We start from the raw sequence: 21,857 nt of genomic DNA on the forward strand, positions 1-21,857 counted from the left end.
ACAAGTTGCCCCCAAGTCATAACGTTCAGCGCGCACACTAGCGCCTGAACACCTGCAACCCGGATCATCCTTCAAGCGATATCACTTTGCCATGCCTTGGTAACCTGTCAATCAAACGCAGATCTACAAGCAGCAATAAGGCGATGGGATGGACACTAAACCGGCCCCTGCCCCTTTCGCAAAAACTCGTTTTCCGCCTCCATTGACTTGTAAGACCGATACACCTCGTACCCTTTCTTGGCGATAACGACGAGGCCAACTGCGGCGAGAAAGTTTTTCAGCATGATCCATACTCCTGTTTATTGGCTGGTTTGAGCATGACCATGCCTCGCGACAAATTGCGTCGCCCCGAGAAAATCCATTTTAAATCGCCGAACCCGCTGTGACGGGCAGGCTGATAACTTCATTGAAGGTTCAGTCGTTGATCGCCTCAGCCTTTTGTTTTGTCGGCCTTCGCCTGGAAATCTTTAAGCGGCAAGCTCACTGGGGATTTACACTCTCCTGAGGACCACGATTCAAAGTGCTTCTCACATCTGTAATGCAAACTCAGTCCCAAGATGAATGATCACCCCCACCAGCCCTCCCACCAATGTTCCGTTGATACGAATAAACTGAAGGTCTTTGCCCACGTGTGACTCCAGTTGCTCCACCAGTTCCTTCTCGTTCCAGGCTTCGATGCGTTCAGCGATATAGCGGCCGATCTCTGAGCGATAGCGCTCAACCAATGGGCCCGCCATTGCCAGAATCTGGTCGTTTATCCAGCCCTGCATCAAAGCGTCTTCGCTCAATGCTTCACCAAGCTTGCGAGTACCCTCCTCCAAGCGCTGGCGCGTTGTGGAATCATTTCGAGTAATGTCTTCCTCGAACCAGTTCACTACATCGTCGACCATGTCAGTCAGGTAGCTGTGCAGTGCCGGGTGCTGAACGAGTTGAGCGCGCAGTTGTGCCGCACGCAAACGAAAAGCTGGCTCCTCCTTGAGCTTATGCACCAAGGCTCCCAACTGCTGGTCGAAATGTTTGCGCAACGGGTGTTCAGTGTCGTGGTTGACTTCGCTGATCACGTCAGAGATTCGCTCGACCAACTTTGCCGATGACCAGTTGCCGGCAACGTTGTGCAGAGGCAGTTCCTTGCCGAAAACGTTGAACCGCAAGAACTCGAACTCCGCGGCCAGAACGTCGGCGATGCGTTTTTTTGTCGCTTCGCCTTGTAGTGAAATATCGACTTGATTCAATACGGCGTCGAGTACCTCCTGTGCCCTCCCATCATCGGTGAGCACCTCCAGCAACTGACCACTCATTTTTGCCAAATCAACTTCTTCCAGGCGCGCCAGAGCAGTGCTGCGTACAAACTGGCGCACACGCTCGTCACGCAGCGCGCCAATACCATGCCCAGCCAGCTTGACGGCTAAACCCGACAAGACTGCGGCGTTGTCTTCCTTCGACAGCCATTGCGCCAACCGCCTGGCAGTATCAAATTCGCTGACCTTCTGAAGTACCTGCTCACGTGAAAGAAAGTGAGTACAAATAAAGTCCCCCAGGTTGGCGCCAATACGCGCCTTGTTGCGCGGGATGATGGCCGTGTGAGGAATAGGCAATCCCAAGGGGCGTCGGAACAGGGCAGTAACGGCAAACCAGTCGGCGATAGCGCCAACCATCGCAGCCTCGGAGAAGGCTTTCATATACCCCCCCAACACGGGATGGGAGTGGATCAACATCAAGGCTGCGACATAGAGCGCTGCCGCCAACAAGAACAACCCAGACGCTATTGCCTTCATCCGCGCCAACGGCGAATCGAGTTTCAACATCAAAAAACCTTAAATGTAAGTAAGCAATGGAGGTCTTCGTCACCCGCTTCCGCGACCATCGGCCTCAATTTTTTGTCTGGGGCCTAGATATGAGCCTGCGCTGGATGGACACACAATGCGTTATCCAAAACACATGCCCTATAACGTATCAGTGAATAGATACAGAACTTTATTACGTGATAGCTTAACGCCATATCGCGTCATAATGTGTCGCAGGGGCTCATTGAATGCTCAATCCCGCCCCTCATCCGCCGATAAAACCATGATCATCAAGGTCCCGCGGATCCCCTCAGCCAAAGGAAGCACCTGGAATGGATTACCAGTCACTCAAGACACGCCACCGTAACGAACGCGACGCGCACCACCCCAACCTTGCGCTACGGGTTCACCGAGCCCTGAGCTGGCTCAATCGTGCGGAACAGGCAGAGGACGTAGACGGGCGCTTCATCTTCCTCTGGATCGCTTTCAACGCTGCCTATGCCACCGATATTGATGAGCAGCATCGATTGTCCGAACAGGAGGCATTCAAGGCTTTCCTGCAAAAACTTTGTACGCTGGACACCGAGCATCTAATCGAAAAAATGGTTTGGTCAGAGTTCTCCGGGAGCATACGTGCACTGCTAGACAACCCTTACGTTTTTCAAAGCTTCTGGGACTTCCAGAACGGCAAGATCACTGAAGCCATGTGGGAGGAGCGCTTGCGCAACGGCAAACGTAGCGCACATGCAGCACTGGCCGGCCGCGATACAGCAAAAGTGCTAGGAGTGATGTTTAACCGCATCTATACCCTTCGCAACCAAATGATTCATGGCGGAGCCACCTGGGACGGCAGCGTCAATCGCACACAATTGCGTGATTGCTCCAACCTGCTGGCAAAGCTCGTGCCCCTGGTGATTCTGCTTATGCTCGACAACCCGAAAACACTTTGGGGCGATGCCAGTTATCCGGTAATCAAGTCATAACTTGCCTCTCGCCTGCACAAGGAAAATCGCGTGCCGTCAGCCAAATCGCACTCCACTGTCAGCCGCCAGTGGGAACTGCTCAAACACCTGCCCAAACGTGAATCAGGTATTACAGTCACCGAGTTGCTGGCACGACTGGAGTCTTCCGGCTTCAAGATTAGCCGGCGCACCGTTGAACGTGACTTGATTGATCTGTCACTGGTTTTCCCGTTGCAGTGCAGCGAAAACATCACGCCACAAGCCTGGTACTGGACTCCTGGCGTAAATGTGGAATTGCAAGGCATAACGCTGACCGAAGCCTTGAGCCTGACACTGGTTGCAGACGCGATCCGCCCGTTGTTGCCCTCTAGCATGCTCAGTGTGCTGGAGCCGCGCTTCGTGCATGCGCGGCAGAAGCTCAAGGGATTGGAGGACGATAACCCGGCTGCCCGTTGGCTGGAGAAGGTCGCCAGTGTGCGACCGGACCTAAACCTGCAGGCGCCGGATATCGACCCACTATTGCTGGAAACATTGCAGAGGGCGCTGATTAATGAGCGTCAAGTGCAATGTCAGTATTACTCGGCACACACCGACAAACTCAGTGAACTGACACTCAATCCATTAGCCATGGTGCAGCGTGGATTGGTGACCTATTTGATCGCCACAGCACATCCGTATACCGATGTGCGCCAGTTTGCGGTGCATCGTTTTCGCAATGTCGATCAGCTCGATAAACCCGTAGAGGGATTACAGGCATTTGACTTGTGTGCGTACCTGGCCAGTGACGCCTTGCAGTTCGGCACCCCCGAAAAGATTCAGTTTCAAGCTTGGGTTAGTGAGCATCAGACGCGGCTGATTCGTGAGACACCATTGAGTGCCGATATGACGCTGGAGCCGTTGGAGGATGGCTTTCGAGTACGCTCGACACTGAGCAACACCTGGCAGTTACACTGGTGGATTTTGTCCCTGGGCGACTCAATGGTGGTGGAGCAGCCGCCCGAGCTGCGGGCTCAGATTGGCAAAACACTGCATCGTGCGGCGGCAGCCTACCGGCCACTGGATTCAGTGGCGGATGCAATAGGTACCGTGGTTTCGCTACAAAACCTGGCAGGCGCGACACAAACCGTCGCGCTAGGTTCGTAGGGTAGCGCCACGTCGCTGATCAGCAGTCTATTTTTCCTTATGCAACAACGTGCCAATCACGGTGCGTTGAACCACCAGCGCTCACAAGGAGCGTCAACGTGTCAGAAATGCTTATCACGTTCGGCATGCAACTCGATGGTCAGCGGGCAACCCGAGCCAGTAATCGATTAGGGGCGTTGACCGTCGGGCCACAGGGACTGCTGGATATTCTGGAGACCCAGCTGGGCCTAGTGGCACGTCAGCCTTGTGCGGCACAACGTACAGCCACGTACCGCGATTGCCTGGCGCACTGCAATAACCCACTGCGCTTCTATCATGCCAGTTTTTCCGCCGATGAATTGGGGGTGGCTGCTGCATTGCTGGCCTGGCGGGATGATTTGTATTTGCACGGTTGGGATGGGTGCGTCGGTGCCGATGCCAGCCAACGTCTGAAAGACCTTGCCGAGATCGAGACTCAAGCTCGCGTGCAGGTCGCCCCTTCCATGGGACAGCGCTTGGAGAATGTTGCCAAGGCGTTGGACTCTCGTCGCCCCCCGATCAAGACCGTGCTTTTGGCTGACGCTTTCGAGTGTTATCCACTTGCCTGGCAAATAGTGCTGAATCACCTGCCTAACGGGCGCCTGGAGATACCGGAGGGTACGGCGCAAGGTTTTCTGGGGCAGTTGCAAATGCAATTGCGCCAGAGCATTGCCGGTCTAGAGGTCACGCCCATTCAATGGCAAGAAGATGGCACAGTGCAAGTTGTTCAAGCGCAAACTCGAGCATTGGCCGCCAGCTGGCTGAGCCGCTCACTGGGCCAGGATACCCCCACCTTGCTGGTGACGGGTGGCGTGGGTGGTTGTCTTGATGGTCATTTTATCGGTGCCGGCCAGGCTCGCCATGGCCTCAATGGCAGCAGCAATCTGCGCCCTGCCCTGCAGGTATTGCCACTGGCCATGGAGCTGCTTTGGGCACCAGCCAACTACCCGGCACTCCTGCAGTTTTTGACCCACTCGATATGCCCGATTCGCTTGTTTGCACGTCGGCGCTTGGCAACCAAAATAGCAAGCTCACCCGGCCTCGTCGGGAGCAAGTGGGAGGATGCACTGGAGGAAATCGCAGCGCATTACGCTGCAGATGCGCCCGACGTACTTGCCTCGATTGACGAGTGGCTGAATATGCCCACTTTTACGACTGACGACGGTGTAGCGCCCAGTGAGGTGCTGGTACGTGTCGAACGGTTGTTGAAGTTTTTTAAAGCACGCCTGGGGCACCAAGAGCCCGCACATAGATTCGCGGCTCAGGCAGGTTATGCTCAGTGTGAAGCGGCACTAGACTCCCTCAAGACCTTGCATCTACAAGGTGTGGAGCGGTTAAAACCGCGGCAGTTGCAGCAGGTCATCGAGCAAGCCACAGCCAGCGGCGTGGATAATCCATTGCTGGCCGCACAAGTCGGCGCCCACTTGAGCGTCTCGCGTCCAGGTGCGGCCATTGAGCAAGCCGACACAGTGATCTGGTGGCACCTGAGCATGCCGGTGTTACCGCCCCTATCGCCCTGGTCCAAGGCCGAACGCATTCAATTGGCCGATGCCGGGGTGGCGCTACCGGACGGTGCCACACTGCTGACTCAAGCAGCCCGTGACTGGCTGCGACCAGTCCTGGCAGCAAACTGCCGGCTGATACTGGTACTCGCGCCACCACGGGAGGAAAGCCACCCGCTCTGGCAAATGATCGAAGCCGTTGTGCAGCAGCCAAAGGTGCATATTCTCGAGGAGCTTCTGCATACCCCCGGCCCGCTTTGCCAAGCCCAAGCATCGGCGCCACTACCACTGCGCAAACGCTGGTGGCGCCTGCCACCCGACATCCCGATCGATACGCCTGAGAAAGCGTCTTTCTCGAGCCTCAACCTGCTGCTGTTCAACCCTTATCAATGGTTGCTGCAATACGCAGCCAAGATTCAGGCGTCCAAAAGCCAGAGCCTGAGCGACGGTTTTTTGCTCTATGGTTCGTTGACCCATCGCCTGGCTGAGCACTTTTTCACTCGGCCGGACGCGCTGAGCATGAGCACCACAGATTTCAACAGCTGGTTCTCGACCCATTTCCCCCGTGTGGTACGTGAAGAAGGGGCGGTGTTGTTGATGGAGGGACGCGGTGCCGACCTGGCAACACTGCGCCATCGTGCGCTGCGTGCTTTGAATCGACTGCGAACGCACATTCTCAATGCTGGCATCACGGTCGTAACGTCTGAGCAGGCGCTGGCCGGTCGTTTCGAGGGTGGCGCATTGGGCGGCTCTGCTGACCTGGTATTGACCACTGCGCTAGGACATCGAGCCATCGTCGACATGAAGTGGTCGGGGGGCAAGAAATACCCGGAGCAGCTCAAGGCAAACCGCCATCTGCAGTTGGCGATTTATGCCGAGTTGCTTCGTCAGGACAGCGGTTCATGGCCTTCCGTAGCCTATTTCATCCTTGAGTCCGCGCGCCTGCTAACCCCGGATGACCAAACCTTCAGAGATTCGGAGCAGGTGCCTGCCAGTCCGCCAAGCTCAACGCCACAACTGTGGCTCAGCTTTACCGAGGCCTGGAAGTGGCGGCAGGCGCAACAGGCAGAGGGGCTGTTTGAGGTTGCCCTGCAAAGTATTGAAGAGGATGAGGACTCGATCCCTCCCGATCAGGCGATGCCGATGGAATACCTTAATGAAGCCTACAACGACTACCTGGCCTTGGCCGGTTGGGAGCAATGACAATGCAGACCACCGCACACATCACTTTTATCAGTGCTGGCGCCGGCAGCGGCAAAACCCACCGGCTTACTGAAATACTGCACCAGGAGTTGCTCGATCAGCAGGTCCAGCCTTCGGGGGTGATCGCCACGACCTTTACCCGAAAAGCAGCTGCCGAGCTGCGCGAGCGGGTCCGTAGTCACCTTCTAAAGCAGGGTCAAATCAACCTGGCCACCGCCATGGGCCAGGCCCGTATCGGTACCGTCAACAGTATTTGCGGGCAATTGCTTGAACGCTTTGCATTCGAAGCCGGCATGCCGCCCGAGCAACGTGTGCTGGAAGAAAACCAGGCAGCCCTGCTGCTGAACAAGGCGGTTGACCGGGTCCTTGATGGTGAGCGCCTGGATAATCTACTCGCTGTCGCCCGACGCCTGGGCCTTGAAGACACTTATCAACAGGGTGACTTTGCCAATACCAATTGGCGCGATGAGCTGCGCAAGCTTCTGAATCAGTTGCGCACCAATGACATTGATCTTGAACTGTCTCGAGGTTTTGCTACCCAAAATGCCGACGACATGCTGAAGCATTTCCCCAAACCGACCAAAACCGACTTGAGTGGAGAGTTGCTGCACAGCATTCCCAAGGTGCTGGCTCTGTTACAGGCAGCTAACAGCGACAAAAAGAACACTGAAGGCTACATAGCGTTGCTCACCCGCTTCCAGTATGAACTGCAGCATGACAACGCCCGCTGGAGTGATTGGGCGAAACTGGCGAAGGAAGCCCCTGAGGCCAAGCTCAAACCATTGGTAACAACCCTCTCTGAAACCATTGGCCGCTATGCCGAACACCCGGATCTGCATCGCGATATCCGCGCCTACCTCGAACAGGTTTTCGGCCTGGCCATTGATGTATTGAAAGTGTACGAACACAGCAAACGTGAGTTTGGCGTACTGGACTTTGCCGACCAGGAACACGCCTTGCTCAAGTTGCTGGACAACCCAGCCGTTGCGCAGGTGCTCGAGGATGAGCTCGATTTAATCATGGTCGACGAATTCCAGGACACCAGCCCGATGCAGCTGGCGATTTTCCTCAAGCTTTCACGCTTTGCCAAAAAGGTTTACTGGGTCGGGGATATCAAGCAGGCGATTTATGGTTTTCGGGGCAGCGACTGTGCGCTGATGCAAGCCATCCTCAAGGCATTGCCCGATATGGGTGGCAAAAAAGAGGTATTGCCTCACTCTTGGCGCTCACGTACCGAACTGGTCGAACTGGCGAATGATGTATTCAACAAGGCCTTCGCCAATAGCCTGGAAACAAAGGACGTTGAGCTGATACCAACCCGTACGGATCAACTACCCGGCCCTGCCTTCGCCAATTGGGTACTGGACGGCAAAAATGCCGAATTGCAAGTCAACGCATTGGCCGAGGGGATTGGCCAACTGCTGGCTAGCCGTTATCAGGTATTCGATAAAACCTGCCAGGAAGCCCGAGCGGTGCGTTTGGGCGATATCACTGTGCTTTGCTACTCCCACAGTAACGTCGCGAAAGTAACAGCAGCCCTCGCTACTCTGGGCATCCCCTGTTCCACAGCACAACCAGGACTGCTGGCAACCGCAGAGGCAACTCTGGCACTGGCGTGTTTGCGCCGATTGAACGACCCAGCCGATACCCTGGCAACAGCGCAGATCATCTCGTTAACCGAAACCGAAGGACCGGAAAGCTGGGTTGCCGAGCGCCTGCGCTACCTCAATGCCGGACACCCCAAAGCGCAGTGGCGTGAACTGAGCCTCGGCGAGTATTCGCAACACCCACTTGTGGCGGCCGTTGCACAACTGCGCACAGATCTGCCAGTGCTAACACCGGTAGAGGCATTACAACGGCTGATCGCCGAGTGCGATTTACCAACACGTGTCAGCGTCTGGTCAACCACGACAGCGCTGGCGCAAAAGCGCTTGGCCAACCTGGATGCATTGATCGATCTCGCGCAGCAATATGAGGATCTCTGCCGAAATGGATTAGGGGCGGCATCCATCTCCGGGCTGTTGTTGTGGCTGGACGAAATCGCCAACGCCAAAAACGATGCACTGGCCACTCCTGCGCTGGATGCCGTTCAAGTGATGACTCATCACGCCAGTAAAGGTCTGGAATGGCCGGTCGTGATTTTGATGGATCTGGCACGCGATATCAGCGACCGGTTATGGTCAGTCTCGGCTCAGTCCAATAGCGCATTCGATCCACATAAACCGTTGCATGACCGCTTTATCCGCTACTGGCCATGGCCGCTGGGCAAACAGAAAACGGTTCCGTTGAGCGAAACGTTCGAACAAACCGCCATAGGCCTGGCGTGCCGGGCTGAAGCCGTTGAAGAAGCAAAACGCCTGCTCTATGTGAGCATGACCCGCGCCCGAGACCTGCTGGTCATTGCCCGTTCGAGTAGAAAAATCACAGGAGAGTGGCTCGACACTGTCCAGGCACCCTGGTTGATGACACCTCCCGGGCTGTCGACTTTGAAACTGCCGAATGGAAAAGAACTGCGCGCCGATTGCCAAACGCTCACTGCCAGTGATTCACCTGTGCCCGTGGCGGCAATTGAACAGAATCTGCACTGGTTTGCCCCGGTACAAGTGATCCAGTCTCGTTTGCCACTGGGCTTTCAACCGTCCAACGGTGGCGCTCGCGCCAGCACCGCAGGCCGCAATACATGCCGGATCGGCACTCGGATCGCATTACAAGGCAGCCCGGAAATGAGTGAATTGGGAACGGCCATTCATGCCAGTTTGTGCCTTTCATTCACTGACCCCAACTGCCCCCTCACCTTAGACGAAGTGCAGGACCTGTTGCAGAGCCACGCAGTGCACGAGCACGTAAATGCCAGTCAGGTCATCGCACAGCAACTGGCCTTGCACGCCTGGATCGAATCCCACTGGCCAGCGGCCAAAGCCATGGCTGAATACCCGGTGCAACAGTTGCTGCGCTCGGGTCAGGTGCTCAATGGTCGGATCGATCTTCTGCTGGACACAAAAGATGGCTGGGTGCTCATTGACCACAAATCCAACCCGGCGCCCGAAGCCCAGTGGGAGCGATTGGCCGAGGAACATGCGGGTCAGCTTGATGCTTACGCCCAAGCGATTGAGGTCGCATCGGGGCGGCCTGTCATCGCCGCATGGCTCTTTCTGCCGGTGGCCGCGGGAGCGATTCAGGTTTTCTAGCCGCCGGCGTGATTCCACATTCGCGTAAACGACCAATCACGGAGGTCGGGTTGATCTCGGCCGCTGACATCACTAGGAAAAAAACCATGACGCTGTATGAATCAATCCTGCTGGAAGTGCGCAACGGTGCGCTGAGCGAACCCTTTGAAGTGCAGGAACTGACTAGCGAACGTCGTCGGGTCATGTGCTCTGTAGAGCAGAAGCTGGTTGAAAAATATCGGATCGGATTCGAGTTCTTTATGGAATCGACGATCGGGACGACCATCGCCAACTACGCGCAGGACGAGCAGACGGGAGTCGGCGGCTACAATGTCGAACAGGGTGCCGAAGCAAAGTACCTGCGAGTCAAGCCTGGCGTATACAAAGTAAAAGAACTGAATGGTGCGCTATAGCCGCTAGGCAGAGTTTCAGGCTCAGGACTAACCAAATAATCGCTTTACTTTTGCCACGGCCACTTCCAGGGCCGTGGCTTGTTCCATCTTTACATCCCGACTTTTACAACGCGGGCAAACCTCAGGACAGTCTTCGAATCGCAAGACATCACTGAGCGGGACAACCGTTTGGCTCCAACCACAATCTTTGCAACGCATGGTGAAAGGACGCACTGGCCTGACCATAGAAACTCCTCAATCTGTGGGCACTTACTCCAGACTACAGCGGGGAGCGACAAGATGAGTCGTTAGCCGAAATCAGATCCGAGCCTAGCGATGCCGTTCATTGACAGGATGTCTTAGAGACCTCGAGCAATATGGCTTCGCGTCCATAGATGCCGACAGTCCTTGCACTCGAAATCCTGCGTCACCTCATGGTCCGTCACGGTCACCTGCCGTGACTTGCGCTGCCCTGTCAATCTGTCGATGACAAGACGCTCCACGGATCGGACTTGATAAACCGCCTCATGATAGCGGACCATCTTTATCGCTCTATGGTGACAACTGGGACACTCTTTGTTTTTCTGGTGTTCGATCCAAAGGATCTGAAGATGGGGAATTAGCCAGCTTGAGGCGCTGAGCACTCCAGCGATGATCAACTGGTCCGTCGACTTGACCGAGAACGTGATGATCTCGAACGCGCCAAGCACGCACAGCCCACCAAAAAAACTGCCCCAGAGTACAGCCCAGAGCAGTCGATATTTGCACAATTGCGGATAGCGCGACTCGCGGCTGGCATTCTGTTCAGCGAACGTTGTGTCTTCTGTCCGTACGGCTACGCCACTGACGGCTGACAAATACTCGTCACCATCGAAAGCGTTGTTATAGAACTGCTGAGCCTGCAACTGTTGGGCACAAAACTCGTCCGGAAGAACCGTGTGCTCATTTTTCTCGTCAGATTTAAGCTTGAGCTTCAGTACTTTGGCATCACACAGGCAGCGAAGAACCTTTTCAGATGGCTCGATGAAAAACATACCGATTTCGAAGAAGCTTTCCCTCGAAATTCGCTGCTTTTGCCTGTCAGGTACTTCAACTCGATCCGCCGACCATCGACCAACAAGGTCAATTGAGAGGGCAGCCAGCCGCCCGGGCGCGAGGTCTTTATCTCAACATCAAGAATCATGCGGTCTGAAGCAGGACGAATATTGCGGCGCCACGAGAAGGTGATTTCATTCTTGCCAGAACGATACCGGCAGTGACGCAGGTGCTGAATCGTGGTGAGACCATCGAACTCATCACGTTCGACGGACACAAAATCGGACTTGATGTCCATCAAGACACCCCTTGCAGACTGATACACAGTTGATGCTCGTTAAACACCGCATCCGTATTGAATACTGGGCTGCTGGGTGTTTTACGGTCCTGTGTCCGGTTTCTTGGCGCGTGCCTTTGCCAGCATCTCGTCCAGTTGAGCCAGCAAATCATCTGCGCTGATCTCTACAAATTCCCCGCATGATGCGGCCAAGATCTTCTCGGCGAATTCAGCGCTGTACTCCGGGTGAGGGTAGTCCGGATCAGTTTTATCGATTGCTGTGAAGCACCACTCGCCGCCCACTTCCTGGCCCATAAGGCTATCGGCCTCCTGCAGACCAAATAGCGTGGATTGATACTTCGCATCACAAAGATTTGGGTATGCCTGCATCACGGCCTTTCTCAAGTCACCAGCGCTGATTCCGTCAGCGGCGAGCTGCATAATCAAAGCCTGCAACGGATTCATGTCACGCATCCTGTACCTCACTCATTCAGAATGACCTCCCCGCCAAGCAAAGGGGAGGAAGTTGTCGACCAGGTTTTAAGCCGCAAAAGCTGGACGCTGATCGCCCAAGTCGTAGCCAATCATGAAGAGTGCAGCCTCCAGTGCGCGCAGCGGGTCATTCGGAGAGGGAACCACATGGAAACGGCTGCCGGCGGCGTCTGGATGCGCCAGGACCGCACTCAGTACCCAACTGGCGCGCATATTCCACATGGCGTGATGGTGGCCTGAGCGCAAGCCCTTGAACTTAAGCCCGCCGGTACCAGGGTCGCGGCGCTTGGGAGCGAGCGTATTTTCTCCTTCCTTGGCAGCTGCCCAAGGGAAGCACAGCGCTTCAGGTACCTTGGACAGCCCATGCGCTTGGCAATGCTTCACGACCAACCAGCCCAGACCTGCCGCAACACGGCTGTCGTAGATGATGAAGTTCTTGCAGAGCAAGGAGTAAACTTTGGTCATCCCAGAATTGAAGCGAAGGCTTTTCGAACGCAAGACAGGTGCCTGATCGTCGCCGGCAACTATCGCAGCTTGTACGCCTTGCAGCATTCGGCCAAGCCCCACATTATTCGCCTTCAGCCAGTCCGCATTGCGGGCCATAACGCCGCCCCAGCGCATGACGTCGACGGCTGCCTCAAGAGTGTGTGAGTCGCTCCCAGTAGCGCTTACCAGATCCTGACGCAAGGCGGACAAAGCGATCCCGTTGCTGCTGGAACATACGCCTGGATTGAATCCCAAGCGGGCATTACCCGGGTGATTCCAACGGTAGTTTTCGAAGGCGTTATACAGGCTGCTGCATGTCCATTTCTCACCGCTACGACGATTGACGTACTGGTGCTTGAAACACGACTCAGAATTGAGCTCAGAGGCCAGCCAGCGGATGAATCCAGCAACGTGGGGAAGGGCTAGATAGGTTTGGCTGTTCATGAAATGCTCCTGTGGGCTGGCGCTTGTAGTCGCAGGATTGCTTGCCAGCCAGAACATATTCCCAGCAGATAAACCCACTTTTTGTCCCTGAGCTTCTGCCATGATCAATCATCACCGACGCCGCACCACTTTGCGCAAAATCCTCCAGCGCTATGGCAAGTCTATGTCGACGGCGGATATCCACAGTGAACTATGTCGGTGGTTCGATGATTCCAGTCTCCATATAAAAACCACACTGCGTGACCTCCAGGCTCTGACCGCAGCCGAGTTTGTAGCCAAAGGTGACGCTGGCTCGGATAAAAAATCAAAATACTGGAAATCCGGTCGTGGCAGCTTCGACTTGACGCTTTCCCCCACAGAGGCAATGACGTTGGCAGCTATTTTCGACCACGCAGAGCGCTTCGGCTTCAAGGCCCACACAGAACAACTTGTCGATTTACGCGAATACGCAACCACGGAAATGACGAAGCGCTCCACGCGAACACATGTGTGGACAAAGCGAATCACTACTGGGACCCGATTTACGCTGCTCAGGCCAGGTAAATATGATCCTGCACACCTAACCAGAATCCAACAGGCCATTCTGGACGATGCTTCGCTTGAGGTGACCTACCTGCCAAGAGACGCCAGCGGCGCCGAATGCATCTACTTACTCAAACCCTTGGCCCTCTCATATCAGGATTCAAACGTCTATCTGTCGGCATACGTGCTCGAGGAGCAATGGCCGGAGGGGCATACGCCTTCACCAAACACCCGCCGCGGCAAGTACAGCAGCAACGGCCCCAAGACGATGTGCGCCCTCATGCTGCATCGAATGGTAGAGGTCAAAGCGAGTTGGCTAAAAATAGCTGACCCGGAAAACTACGACGTCAATTCGCTTGAAGCCCAAAAGCACCTCATGACAATACACGGCGATGACCCCGTACAACTCAAACTACGTCTTGGCCCCAACCTGCAAAATCGGCTTACCGAGAACCCGTTGGCTGAAGACCAGGTCGTAGTGCAATACGCCGATGACAAGTGGGACTTGAGTTGCACTCTCCACGACACCCAAGGCCTACGCCTGTTCCTGCTCAGCAACGCTGGGGATATTGAAGTGCTCGAGCCCCCGTTAATCCGAGCGCACGTGCGCGATACTCTTCGTCGCGCAGCGAGTGTATACGCTGGCGATTAATTGCCTGGCCACAGATTTGATGTAATGTTGGCTGAGGGTTTCAACCACATCACCAATTAGGATGGTTCCCTGACTCGGCCAGGGAACTGAAATGGTGGTATCGCCCCCTAGCGATACCTTACTGTGAAGATTTTGATTATCCTTCACCACCACGTAGCTATTCCGTTCCTAGTCGACCAATTGCCGCTCCATGGCCGTCAGGTCGAGCAGCATCTGCTGGAAATGCGCCCAGTCGAAGAAGTACTCCCCCTGCCTTGGCTATAGGTGTGGCCCCCATAGGAGATCAACCATTCGATCTGCTGCATACGGATGCGACGCTGCACTGCGTGTGCCGGTGAGTTCCATTTCGATGCTCCTTTGTCCGACGTCGATACGAGGCCCGTCAGGTTGGTCATCCGTGACCGGCTGGCTCCGCGCCTGACCACATCAAGTGGACATATCTTCAGGATATGTCGCCATTCTAGACACACTAACAACGCGCGCCTGCTTTCACTGACGCCGGGGCTGTGAGGAAAACAAACAACACTGGATCGAACGCCACCATGGTGATGATCAGCTAAACCATTAGCTTACCCCCGGCTGCATCCGAAGCCATGGGATCCATCGCCATAACGCTTTGTCGCAGCTTTGCAGAGGTAGCTCGCGCGTCGAAACAGTTCAGGCAACTGATCCACATTCCCTGGCCGGACATTCCGATCTACTCGGAATTCTGCGTTAGGCGGGATATGTACCAAGCCCCGCACTTGCTCAACCTCGCACTTCAGTGCACTGGCCCAAGCTTCTTGCATACGGCTGATCATGTTGGGCCTCTGTGGCTGCAATCGCCCTACTGTGTAGTAGGCGTCTCTGTTCAGCAGAATCAACAGGTGGTAATGCGGTCGCCCTCCACAGCCCACCTCCCTCGCCCAGACGTAACGCACCCTGCAGTCGTGGGCGTACTTGTTCTGCTCACGCGCCTTATCACGGTTATGCTCAATTTTTGCTTTGAACGACTCGATGAACCTACTGATCACACGATTTGACAAAGCGTCATCTGGAAACCCCATCAGACGCGAAAGACGTAAATCCACCCTGAATGCAATCACCCTAGGATACTGATCAAGGGCAAGGTTAATGGTGCGATTCAGCGCTTCAAGGTACCCAAGTATAAAAGGTCCTTTTTCAACCATTATCGGCAGGCCTTGAAACGTAGCTGCTGAGTACAAACGAAGATTACGATTTTCGGAGAAACGAAGCATGGTTACTACCTACTTTACTGAAGATCATATCTTCAGTCAGCTCGGTAGTTATTTACACGCTCAACATAGCCCATTGAGCCAGACTTCAATGAGTCGCTCACACTAACAACACCAATGACGTTTACCTATGCCATACTGCCATTTGCTAGGCATTGATCAGACAACCATCACAGATTCCCTTTGAAGGGGTATCTATGCCCTTAACTTAATTGCTCAATATGCATCTCTACATAAATGATAGACTTGAGTTATTAGAAGGTAACACTTTAAACACTAAAGCATATTACCCGCACCGAAAAACTCATCACTTGAAACACAAGGGGAAGTTAAACATTCCTGTTCAGGACCAAGGAAACCAACACAACCAAAAGGTCCGGCAAAAAAAACATCATGCCCGGAAATCAACCGGGCATGATGTTTTCATTGAAAGTAAATGAAATCTAAAAAGCAAGACCAGATATCGCAAGCATGCTAATCAACCCTAACTAATTGCGTTCTGCTACCCTAGCCTGAATCCACGCAAAAACTTCAGACTCTACCCACCCGACACTTCGACCGCCCAGCGGAATGGGCTTAGGAAATATCCCTTCTGCAATGTACTTATATACCGTCGACCGGGCCAGACCTGTTATCTCAACAACCATTTTCATTCGTAGTATGCGCATGACCAACTCCTCAAATCCGTACACAGGATCTGGGAAGCCGATAAAGTTTTACTGCCCACCACCAATCTGCCGAATGTCTTACCCTCGATATCGATAGCGTGTAGGAGTATGAACCTTAGTAAGCAGACCAAAACGATAACGATCCTCTTCGGAGAGTTCCACCTCGTCAGAAAACCTCTCACACACAGGCTCGCCATGGATGTTCCTATTCATGACATAACACTCCCCCGCTCGAAACTCTTGATGGGGAACAATTAACAACGACCGACCAAAAGAGAACAGACCAAAATATCCACCTAGGTCAAAACTCGGCAGAATCTGCAGCCCAGCAATTTCGTACGGAAACCCCTTAGCACTTAATATCACACCTTGGACGCGACGAGCCATCAGAACAACAATTTCATAAATGAACTCAAAAAACAGCTCACCTAGCAGGTTGTCAATTTCCAGATCTTGCCCTAACCCCACCCCCTTACTGAAACCCTTCTTAATACGCATCAGCAATTCATCATCAGATCTAAACTCACCTACCTCAAAAGCTTTCCAATGCTTGGACAGCAGCATCGACGCGTATTCCTCCAATCTAACTTGGAGCACTCTTGGGGATTCGCCATTCTTGGCGAAAGAAGAAAACAATCTTGCCAAAGCATTAAATCGATCGCTATCCGGCAGCATTCCAAAGAATTTCTTATACCTCTCAAACCTAAGCCACTTACCTATTTTAGCCGACTCAATGAGAGCTCCGACCTCATTACACTCCCCGACACCCCCACTGGCGTTCGAAATGGCAGTCAGCACGATCGTTCCCGAACTGCCTTCTGGGAAAACATCATGATTAAAATTAATAAAATAAACCGACTTTGAAACACCCAATACAACAGACATTGTAACCCCAGGAATCACCCCTCTCATTACCCTCAAAGCGATAAGCTTGTGAACCTGCGCCTTTATTCTCTCTCGGTTTAGGCCGGTTACCTTGGATAGCTTGGATACTCCGACTTCTCGTACAATCCCAAATTGATCGGCGTAAAGAAGCAGGGTGGATAGTAGCAATCGATTACAGACACTAAGACTGCCCTTACGCTCTTCCGCAGCATGCAGCAAATGATCGATTCTCGATCGATTTATCACATTAGACGTTTCGTCCCAGTTTTCCAGCAATCGGGCTAACTTACTCGAAGCTCGATACTCGCTCTTAGGGCGTCCCCGCCCGATGACGATAGGGGTGCAGATCAAAAAATCTTCCGCCACCAATTCAGACAGAGCGCTAGATACCACACGATCCGTGGCACCTGAAACCTTGGCTAACTTCTTAACCCCGATCGTGATCGACTCGCCCACCCCGTACAGCTGCACGAGCCTTACGAGGACAAACTTCGCTTCTGGGCTGATCCCAGCCAATCCAAGACCCAACAGAACGCAGTGCACCACTACCCTCCACCCCTCTAGAAAAACATCCATTAAATCGCAGAAAAACACCCTATTTCAAGCACAATCAGAGAAGCGTATGCTACTCCGTAACGTCACTCCGTAACGATCAACATAAAAATAACTTTTACTGCAATAAACGCATTAGCGGGGGAATGCCTTGGAAAAGCCAAAAAAAAGACTTGAATGGATAGAAAGGAACAACCCAGACATGCAGCAATGGGCCATTCGATACTTGAATGGTAAGGGGGCAGACATCTCCAAACAAACCACCTACGACGAACTTGTAAGATGGTCTGAGAATTGGCCTGAGAATAGCGAAAAAAGAGAGCTTCTGAAGAACATGAAAGGTGCTTGGCGCCAGAAAAAACTCCGAGAAAGCAAAGACGGGCGACAAGCGAACAACTTCATAATTTCACTTCTAGCAAAGCGAAAGCTGAAAAGCTTGGCATCGTCAAGAAAAGCCACTATTACTGAAACCCTGGAATGGTTAATCCAGAGCGGATTCGAACTAAAAGAGCAATACAAGACTCAAGCAAGGACTCTGAATGAGGACAACCTTAAAAGCCTACGAAACGAGCGGAACGCAGCATCCATACTCGCTTCAAAACTAAGCGAAACCCTAACCGAAATTTGCAAACTAAAACTTCAGTTTGAAACCCTGGCGCCTGACCATCAAACACTTCCAACCCCACCAAAAGAAAAAATCGAAGAGCTTTTTAATATAAGAAAAACAACATTACTAAGTACAAACTCCATTTTTGAAGCCGAGGACATAAGAAAATATAGAAAACTAATAAAACCAAAAATCCAGAGCCAGGTACAGGACAAGGACAAGGACAAGAGCGATGAAGAGATCATAGACATCATCTCCTCCATACCTGAATTAACAAAAAAACGCCAACAAGAATCCGCGACGATATCTCACCAGCCGCCCCACACCAAACCAGAAGATCATTCAGAAAAAATATAAAATCCCCTTTCAGAGAAATACCGCAACCTCCATAGCAACCTCAATAACTTCGCGATCATTATGAATCCAACTCCAGGAATGGCTGTATAAAGCTGCAAGAGATAGAACTATAGATGCAGATGCATGACTACATACTAGAAGCGAACCTGAAAAGCATTAAACAGCAACCGGACAACTAGCCGAGCTAACCATTTTGCACTCAAAATGAAGCAGTCCATGGCGCGATAGTTAAACGAAGTACTGCAGAAATTTAGATCATAGCAACCTTCAAAATACCAGAATCATGGCGAGATTTGGTATTTGATCTAAGGCACGAGGAAAAGTGAAAGGCTGGTCGTTCAGACAGGTGACATAGTGCTGATCGTGAGGATAAGAACAGTTCAACTCCCGCTCTCGAACTTCCGCTTGTAGTACACCGGTGAGAGGTTAGTTTTTCGGAAAGATATCGAAATCATGTTGGCCATTTTCAACAGTCTATCGTGCTAGCCAGCACCCCACTCCTGACGATAGGACTCGGAGAACTGGGATACACTAAGGCCAAGATTTATAACGTCACCCAGCACCTCCAGACGCCACTCCTAAGGCTGACCATTGATTACAATTTGATACCCGTGAAGGGGCAGCATTTCTGCCTTATCCCTACTGCCCTGAAATAGGCAGTCAAGTTCATCGGTGCGTCGATTTGCGCCAACTTCAGATGTTGCTGCAGGAAACTCCTACAGTACGGGGCTACTTATGCGATCCACTTGCGGATGAGCTCCATGAACTCAAGGGCAATTTATATATTATTTACCATAAGCATCATGTACAACTGAGTTTCGATCATAATTTCCGAATCTGCTTTTCATACAGGCTGGTTAGGTCTAGTGGGGAACCCACCCTTAGTCGTTTGTACCGGCAGGAAAAATTCCAGATAACGGTAAATGAGGACTAAATCCTTGTGGGACTCTGCAGGATTGAAGAGTATTTTTGAGTATCGAAGTCACCAGCCCTGCAACTGCGTAAAGCTATTCGTAGGTGTGCTAAGTAAGATCGTACCTACCGCATGAGGAGCGTCCTTGAAAAACCAATGCTTCGCAATACTTCAAAGTTTCTAGATCATCTGTATCTGGCAGTTTGAGCGCTGTTTTCTAGAGCGTGAACGACTCATCATTACTGTTAGATGAAGATCCACTTCGATATGTAATTCACAAGCCTAAGTGCCTCAGCACTATCAATTAAGGCGTACTTAAAATCGCACTCCTGCGCACAGCGATTCTGAACAACTGATTCGCAGACACCGAGTACTGACCTGGGGAGCCGACCTCTGGACTGGAGGTGGCGCTGACAACCTTCCCCAAGGCTCAGGTTAAAATTTGTTCAACGGACCTCGTCGGTGTTCGAGCCCTGTGGAAAAGAAACAGCTGTTAGCTGAGAGGAGCTTGTCGGTGGGGCCGCGCCTCAGTCACCTTTCACAGCCGTCCTAGGTTATCAATGTCCTTAAGAGCGGTATTCCAAATAGTATTCCACAAAGAATATAAACTTTTTTTTTGCTTTAAAATCAACAAATTATGACATCTGTTCAGATTACCCCGGCCCACCAAATACGAAGCACCACCAAAACCCGCCTCGTGCGGGTTTTGTCGTTTCTGGCCTCCTGAAAACACACCGCCGAATGAACCTTCGGATTTTTCCCGCAAGACATCGCGCCCTGGGTGAACTGGTGCTGATCAATCGACACGACTAGCCTTGAAACGTCGCTGCAAAATCAGCGACCGGGTTTAGCAGCTCGGTTAATATCAAGGCATGCAATGCCACCATCCGTTCAAGCGAGCATCCGCGTTCGCTAGTCCGCGTTATGGCGGCTGTGCGTGGGGCACTTTCGAGTGCGCTGGGTTCCTTGATTCCTGGTCTGCTAACCCGCGTACAGTCGCCACCCTTTTCGTTTAGCAGCGATGTCTGGCGACTCCACCAATCAAGGAGTTGCAGTCATGAAAAAGCACAGCCCCAACCCTCCACACCCAAGCCAATCCGGCACGGATATCTTCTGTATCGCCCAAAACATCGACCCCGAAACCCTGCTGGTACAAGCCTGCGAAACCCTCGCCTCACTGAACGCGCTCACTACCGACCTGGCTTTCGAGCTTGATGGCGCCTTTCGCCATAAACTTCTGGCCACCCAGCAATTGAGCGTCCTGGGTGAGTTGCTGGTGACGCGCGCACTGGACATTCTTGCGCCAACGGCAGATTCAGAAGCTGCGGATAGGGCCGTTTCCTGACAGGGAACATAGCGATCCGCTTGAGTACCCCAACAGTAAGAAAAAGGTGAGGGTCTATTTTCTTTTAAGATAAACCCCACCTTTGTTGAAACATAAGGATGTGTGCCGCAGTGAACAAGAATTCCTACGCCTACCTGATACCTGTCGTGCTGGGCGTACAGCTTCTGTTGGCCCTGCTCTTTATATGGCAGTTCAGCATTTCGCCGGCCATCCACTTCAAGCTGATCGCGGGGAAAGCCTGTTTATTCGTATCGCTCGTCCTGACCCTGGCTGCGTCCGTGATTGTCTGGCGTGTAAGAAAACCTCAGCTGCGGCTCGAAAAAAAATGGACCCTGCTTAAGGCGTTTGCCGGGATGTTCATCCTATGCACGCTGTTATCGGTGACGCTGTTTTCGTTGGCCATTTTATGTTCAGGCGGCACCCGCAGCAGCTATACGGCTCACTACGAATATTCGTCAGGCGGAAGTAAAAGCTGCAGCGGAATCACGGTCTTCGATGCTGAACTGAATAAGACGATTAAAATCTGCCGCCCCACGTGGATCGGTCACCGCGATGAAGTAAGGGTGGTGAAAGTCAGCAATGACCTGGGGATCGTTGTAAAAGAGGCCGTAATCCTTTGAGCGAGAAAGCCCTCCAGACACTGATCAGCAGCGATGTCCAACGCTGGCACTTACTGGCCGTCGTCCGCTCCCTCGCCCTCCCCGACTGCTGGATCGGCGCCGGCTTCGTACGTAACGCCGTGTGGGATCACCTGCACGGTCGCCCCCTGTCACCACTGACCGGTGACGTCGACGTACTGTGGTTCGACGCCACCTGCACCGACCCCGCCGAAGACCGCCGCCTCGAAGCGCTGTTACGCGCAGCAGAACCCTCCATCGACTGGTCAGTCAAAAACCAGGCCCGCATGCACCTGCGCAACAGCGACGCGCCCTACTGCAACGCCAGCGACGCCATGCGCTTCTGGCCAGAGACGGCCACCGCCGTAGCCGTCAGAAGAACCGCAGAAGACCTGTGCGAAGTTTCAGCACCACTTGGCCTGGATGACCTGTTCAACCTCCAACTCAAACCCACACACCGCTTCACCCAAGAAAAACACGCCATTTACCAGCAACGCATCGCCTCCAAACGCTGGCTAACCCGCTGGCCGCTGCTGAAACAGCCCTGACCCCACAAAAACCTCACATTCATTCACGAATTATTAAGAATCGCCCTCGTA

18 protein-coding genes are annotated in these 21,857 nt (G+C 53.1%); 10 read left to right on the forward strand and 8 right to left on the reverse strand.

What is annotated here, in order from left to right; all coding sequences use genetic code 11:
- Window positions 1-527 precede the first annotated feature (527 nt).
- Window positions 528-1,805, reverse strand: coding sequence for a DUF445 domain-containing protein (locus P3C29_RS25015; RefSeq protein WP_275965734.1), 1,278 nt, complete (start codon window positions 1,803-1,805; stop codon window positions 528-530).
- Window positions 1,806-2,116: 311 nt separating this feature from the next.
- Between P3C29_RS25015 and P3C29_RS25020 the strand changes: the two genes are divergently transcribed.
- From P3C29_RS25020 to P3C29_RS25040, 5 genes are all read left to right on the forward strand, one after another.
- Window positions 2,117-2,767 carry a HEPN domain-containing protein gene (locus P3C29_RS25020; RefSeq protein ID WP_275965735.1) on the forward strand — a complete coding sequence of 217 codons (651 nt, stop codon included), beginning with the start codon at window positions 2,117-2,119 and terminating at the stop codon, window positions 2,765-2,767.
- A 30-nt stretch (window positions 2,768-2,797) separates the two neighbouring features.
- Window positions 2,798-3,889 (forward strand): WYL domain-containing protein, encoded by a 1,092-nt coding sequence (locus tag P3C29_RS25025; RefSeq protein ID WP_275965736.1) that lies wholly within the window; start codon window positions 2,798-2,800, stop codon window positions 3,887-3,889.
- A gap of 107 nt (window positions 3,890-3,996) precedes the next feature.
- A complete protein-coding gene (locus P3C29_RS25030) occupies window positions 3,997-6,612 on the forward strand; it encodes a PD-(D/E)XK nuclease family protein (protein WP_275965772.1) in 2,616 nt (871 codons plus the stop codon).
- Window positions 6,613-6,614: 2 nt separating this feature from the next.
- A complete protein-coding gene (locus tag P3C29_RS25035) occupies window positions 6,615-9,800 on the forward strand; it encodes a UvrD-helicase domain-containing protein (RefSeq protein WP_275965737.1) in 3,186 nt (1,061 codons plus the stop codon).
- Between the two features lie 86 nt (window positions 9,801-9,886).
- Complete coding sequence (locus tag P3C29_RS25040; protein ID WP_275965738.1) at window positions 9,887-10,192, forward strand: hypothetical protein; 306 nt, start codon at window positions 9,887-9,889, stop codon at window positions 10,190-10,192.
- 338 nt (window positions 10,193-10,530) lie between these two features.
- Here P3C29_RS25040 and P3C29_RS25045 read toward each other — a convergent pair whose 3' ends face one another.
- The 4 genes from P3C29_RS25045 to P3C29_RS25060 all read right to left on the reverse strand — a co-directional run bounded on the left by P3C29_RS25045 (window position 10,531) and on the right by P3C29_RS25060 (window position 13,007).
- Complete coding sequence (locus P3C29_RS25045; RefSeq protein ID WP_275965739.1) at window positions 10,531-11,205, reverse strand: UbiA family prenyltransferase; 675 nt, start codon at window positions 11,203-11,205, stop codon at window positions 10,531-10,533.
- Entirely contained in the window at window positions 11,145-11,504 is a 360-nt protein-coding gene (locus tag P3C29_RS25050) for a hypothetical protein (RefSeq protein WP_275965740.1), read from the reverse strand. The genes P3C29_RS25045 and P3C29_RS25050 overlap by 61 nt, the downstream gene beginning before the upstream one ends.
- Window positions 11,505-11,585: 81 nt before the next feature.
- Window positions 11,586-11,948: a hypothetical protein gene (locus P3C29_RS25055; protein WP_230682624.1), complete on the reverse strand. Its 363-nt coding sequence runs from the start codon at window positions 11,946-11,948 to the stop codon at window positions 11,586-11,588.
- Window positions 11,949-12,023: 75 nt separating this feature from the next.
- Window positions 12,024-13,007, reverse strand: a complete 984-nt coding sequence (locus tag P3C29_RS25060) for a hypothetical protein (RefSeq protein ID WP_275965741.1) — start codon at window positions 13,005-13,007, stop codon at window positions 12,024-12,026.
- Between P3C29_RS25060 and P3C29_RS25065 the strand changes: the two genes are divergently transcribed.
- Window positions 13,006-14,079 carry a WYL domain-containing protein gene (locus tag P3C29_RS25065; RefSeq protein ID WP_275965742.1) on the forward strand — a complete coding sequence of 358 codons (1,074 nt, stop codon included), beginning with the start codon at window positions 13,006-13,008 and terminating at the stop codon, window positions 14,077-14,079. The two genes, P3C29_RS25060 and P3C29_RS25065, sit on opposite strands and share 2 nt — an antisense overlap.
- 569 nt (window positions 14,080-14,648) lie before the next feature.
- Here P3C29_RS25065 and P3C29_RS25070 read toward each other — a convergent pair.
- The 3 genes from P3C29_RS25070 to P3C29_RS25080 all read right to left on the reverse strand — a co-directional run bounded on the left by P3C29_RS25070 (window position 14,649) and on the right by P3C29_RS25080 (window position 17,410).
- Window positions 14,649-15,317: an inovirus Gp2 family protein gene (locus tag P3C29_RS25070; RefSeq protein ID WP_010463639.1), complete on the reverse strand. Its 669-nt coding sequence runs from the start codon at window positions 15,315-15,317 to the stop codon at window positions 14,649-14,651.
- Between the two features lie 485 nt (window positions 15,318-15,802).
- Complete coding sequence (locus P3C29_RS25075) at window positions 15,803-15,982, reverse strand: AlpA family transcriptional regulator (protein WP_010463641.1); 180 nt, start codon at window positions 15,980-15,982, stop codon at window positions 15,803-15,805.
- Between the two features lie 78 nt (window positions 15,983-16,060).
- Window positions 16,061-17,410, reverse strand: a complete 1,350-nt coding sequence (locus P3C29_RS25080) for a hypothetical protein (RefSeq protein WP_275965743.1) — start codon at window positions 17,408-17,410, stop codon at window positions 16,061-16,063.
- Window positions 17,411-17,570: 160 nt separating this feature from the next.
- On the opposite strand from P3C29_RS25080, the gene P3C29_RS25085 reads away from it, so the two are divergent.
- The 4 genes from P3C29_RS25085 to P3C29_RS25100 all read left to right on the forward strand — a co-directional run bounded on the left by P3C29_RS25085 (window position 17,571) and on the right by P3C29_RS25100 (window position 21,806).
- Window positions 17,571-18,383, forward strand: coding sequence for a hypothetical protein (locus P3C29_RS25085; RefSeq protein ID WP_275965744.1), 813 nt, complete (start codon window positions 17,571-17,573; stop codon window positions 18,381-18,383).
- Window positions 18,384-20,353: 1,970 nt separating this feature from the next.
- Window positions 20,354-20,641 (forward strand): DUF6124 family protein, encoded by a 288-nt coding sequence (locus tag P3C29_RS25090; protein ID WP_275965745.1) that lies wholly within the window; start codon window positions 20,354-20,356, stop codon window positions 20,639-20,641.
- A gap of 110 nt (window positions 20,642-20,751) precedes the next feature.
- Window positions 20,752-21,261 carry a hypothetical protein gene (locus P3C29_RS25095; RefSeq protein ID WP_275965746.1) on the forward strand — a complete coding sequence of 170 codons (510 nt, stop codon included), beginning with the start codon at window positions 20,752-20,754 and terminating at the stop codon, window positions 21,259-21,261.
- Window positions 21,258-21,806: a nucleotidyltransferase family protein gene (locus P3C29_RS25100; protein WP_275965747.1), complete on the forward strand. Its 549-nt coding sequence runs from the start codon at window positions 21,258-21,260 to the stop codon at window positions 21,804-21,806. The genes P3C29_RS25095 and P3C29_RS25100 overlap by 4 nt, the downstream gene beginning before the upstream one ends.
- Window positions 21,807-21,857: the final 51 nt, after the last annotated feature.

This window comes from Pseudomonas sp. 1912-s (genome assembly GCF_029269205.1).
Classification (GTDB): Bacteria; Pseudomonadota; Gammaproteobacteria; order Pseudomonadales; family Pseudomonadaceae; genus Aquipseudomonas.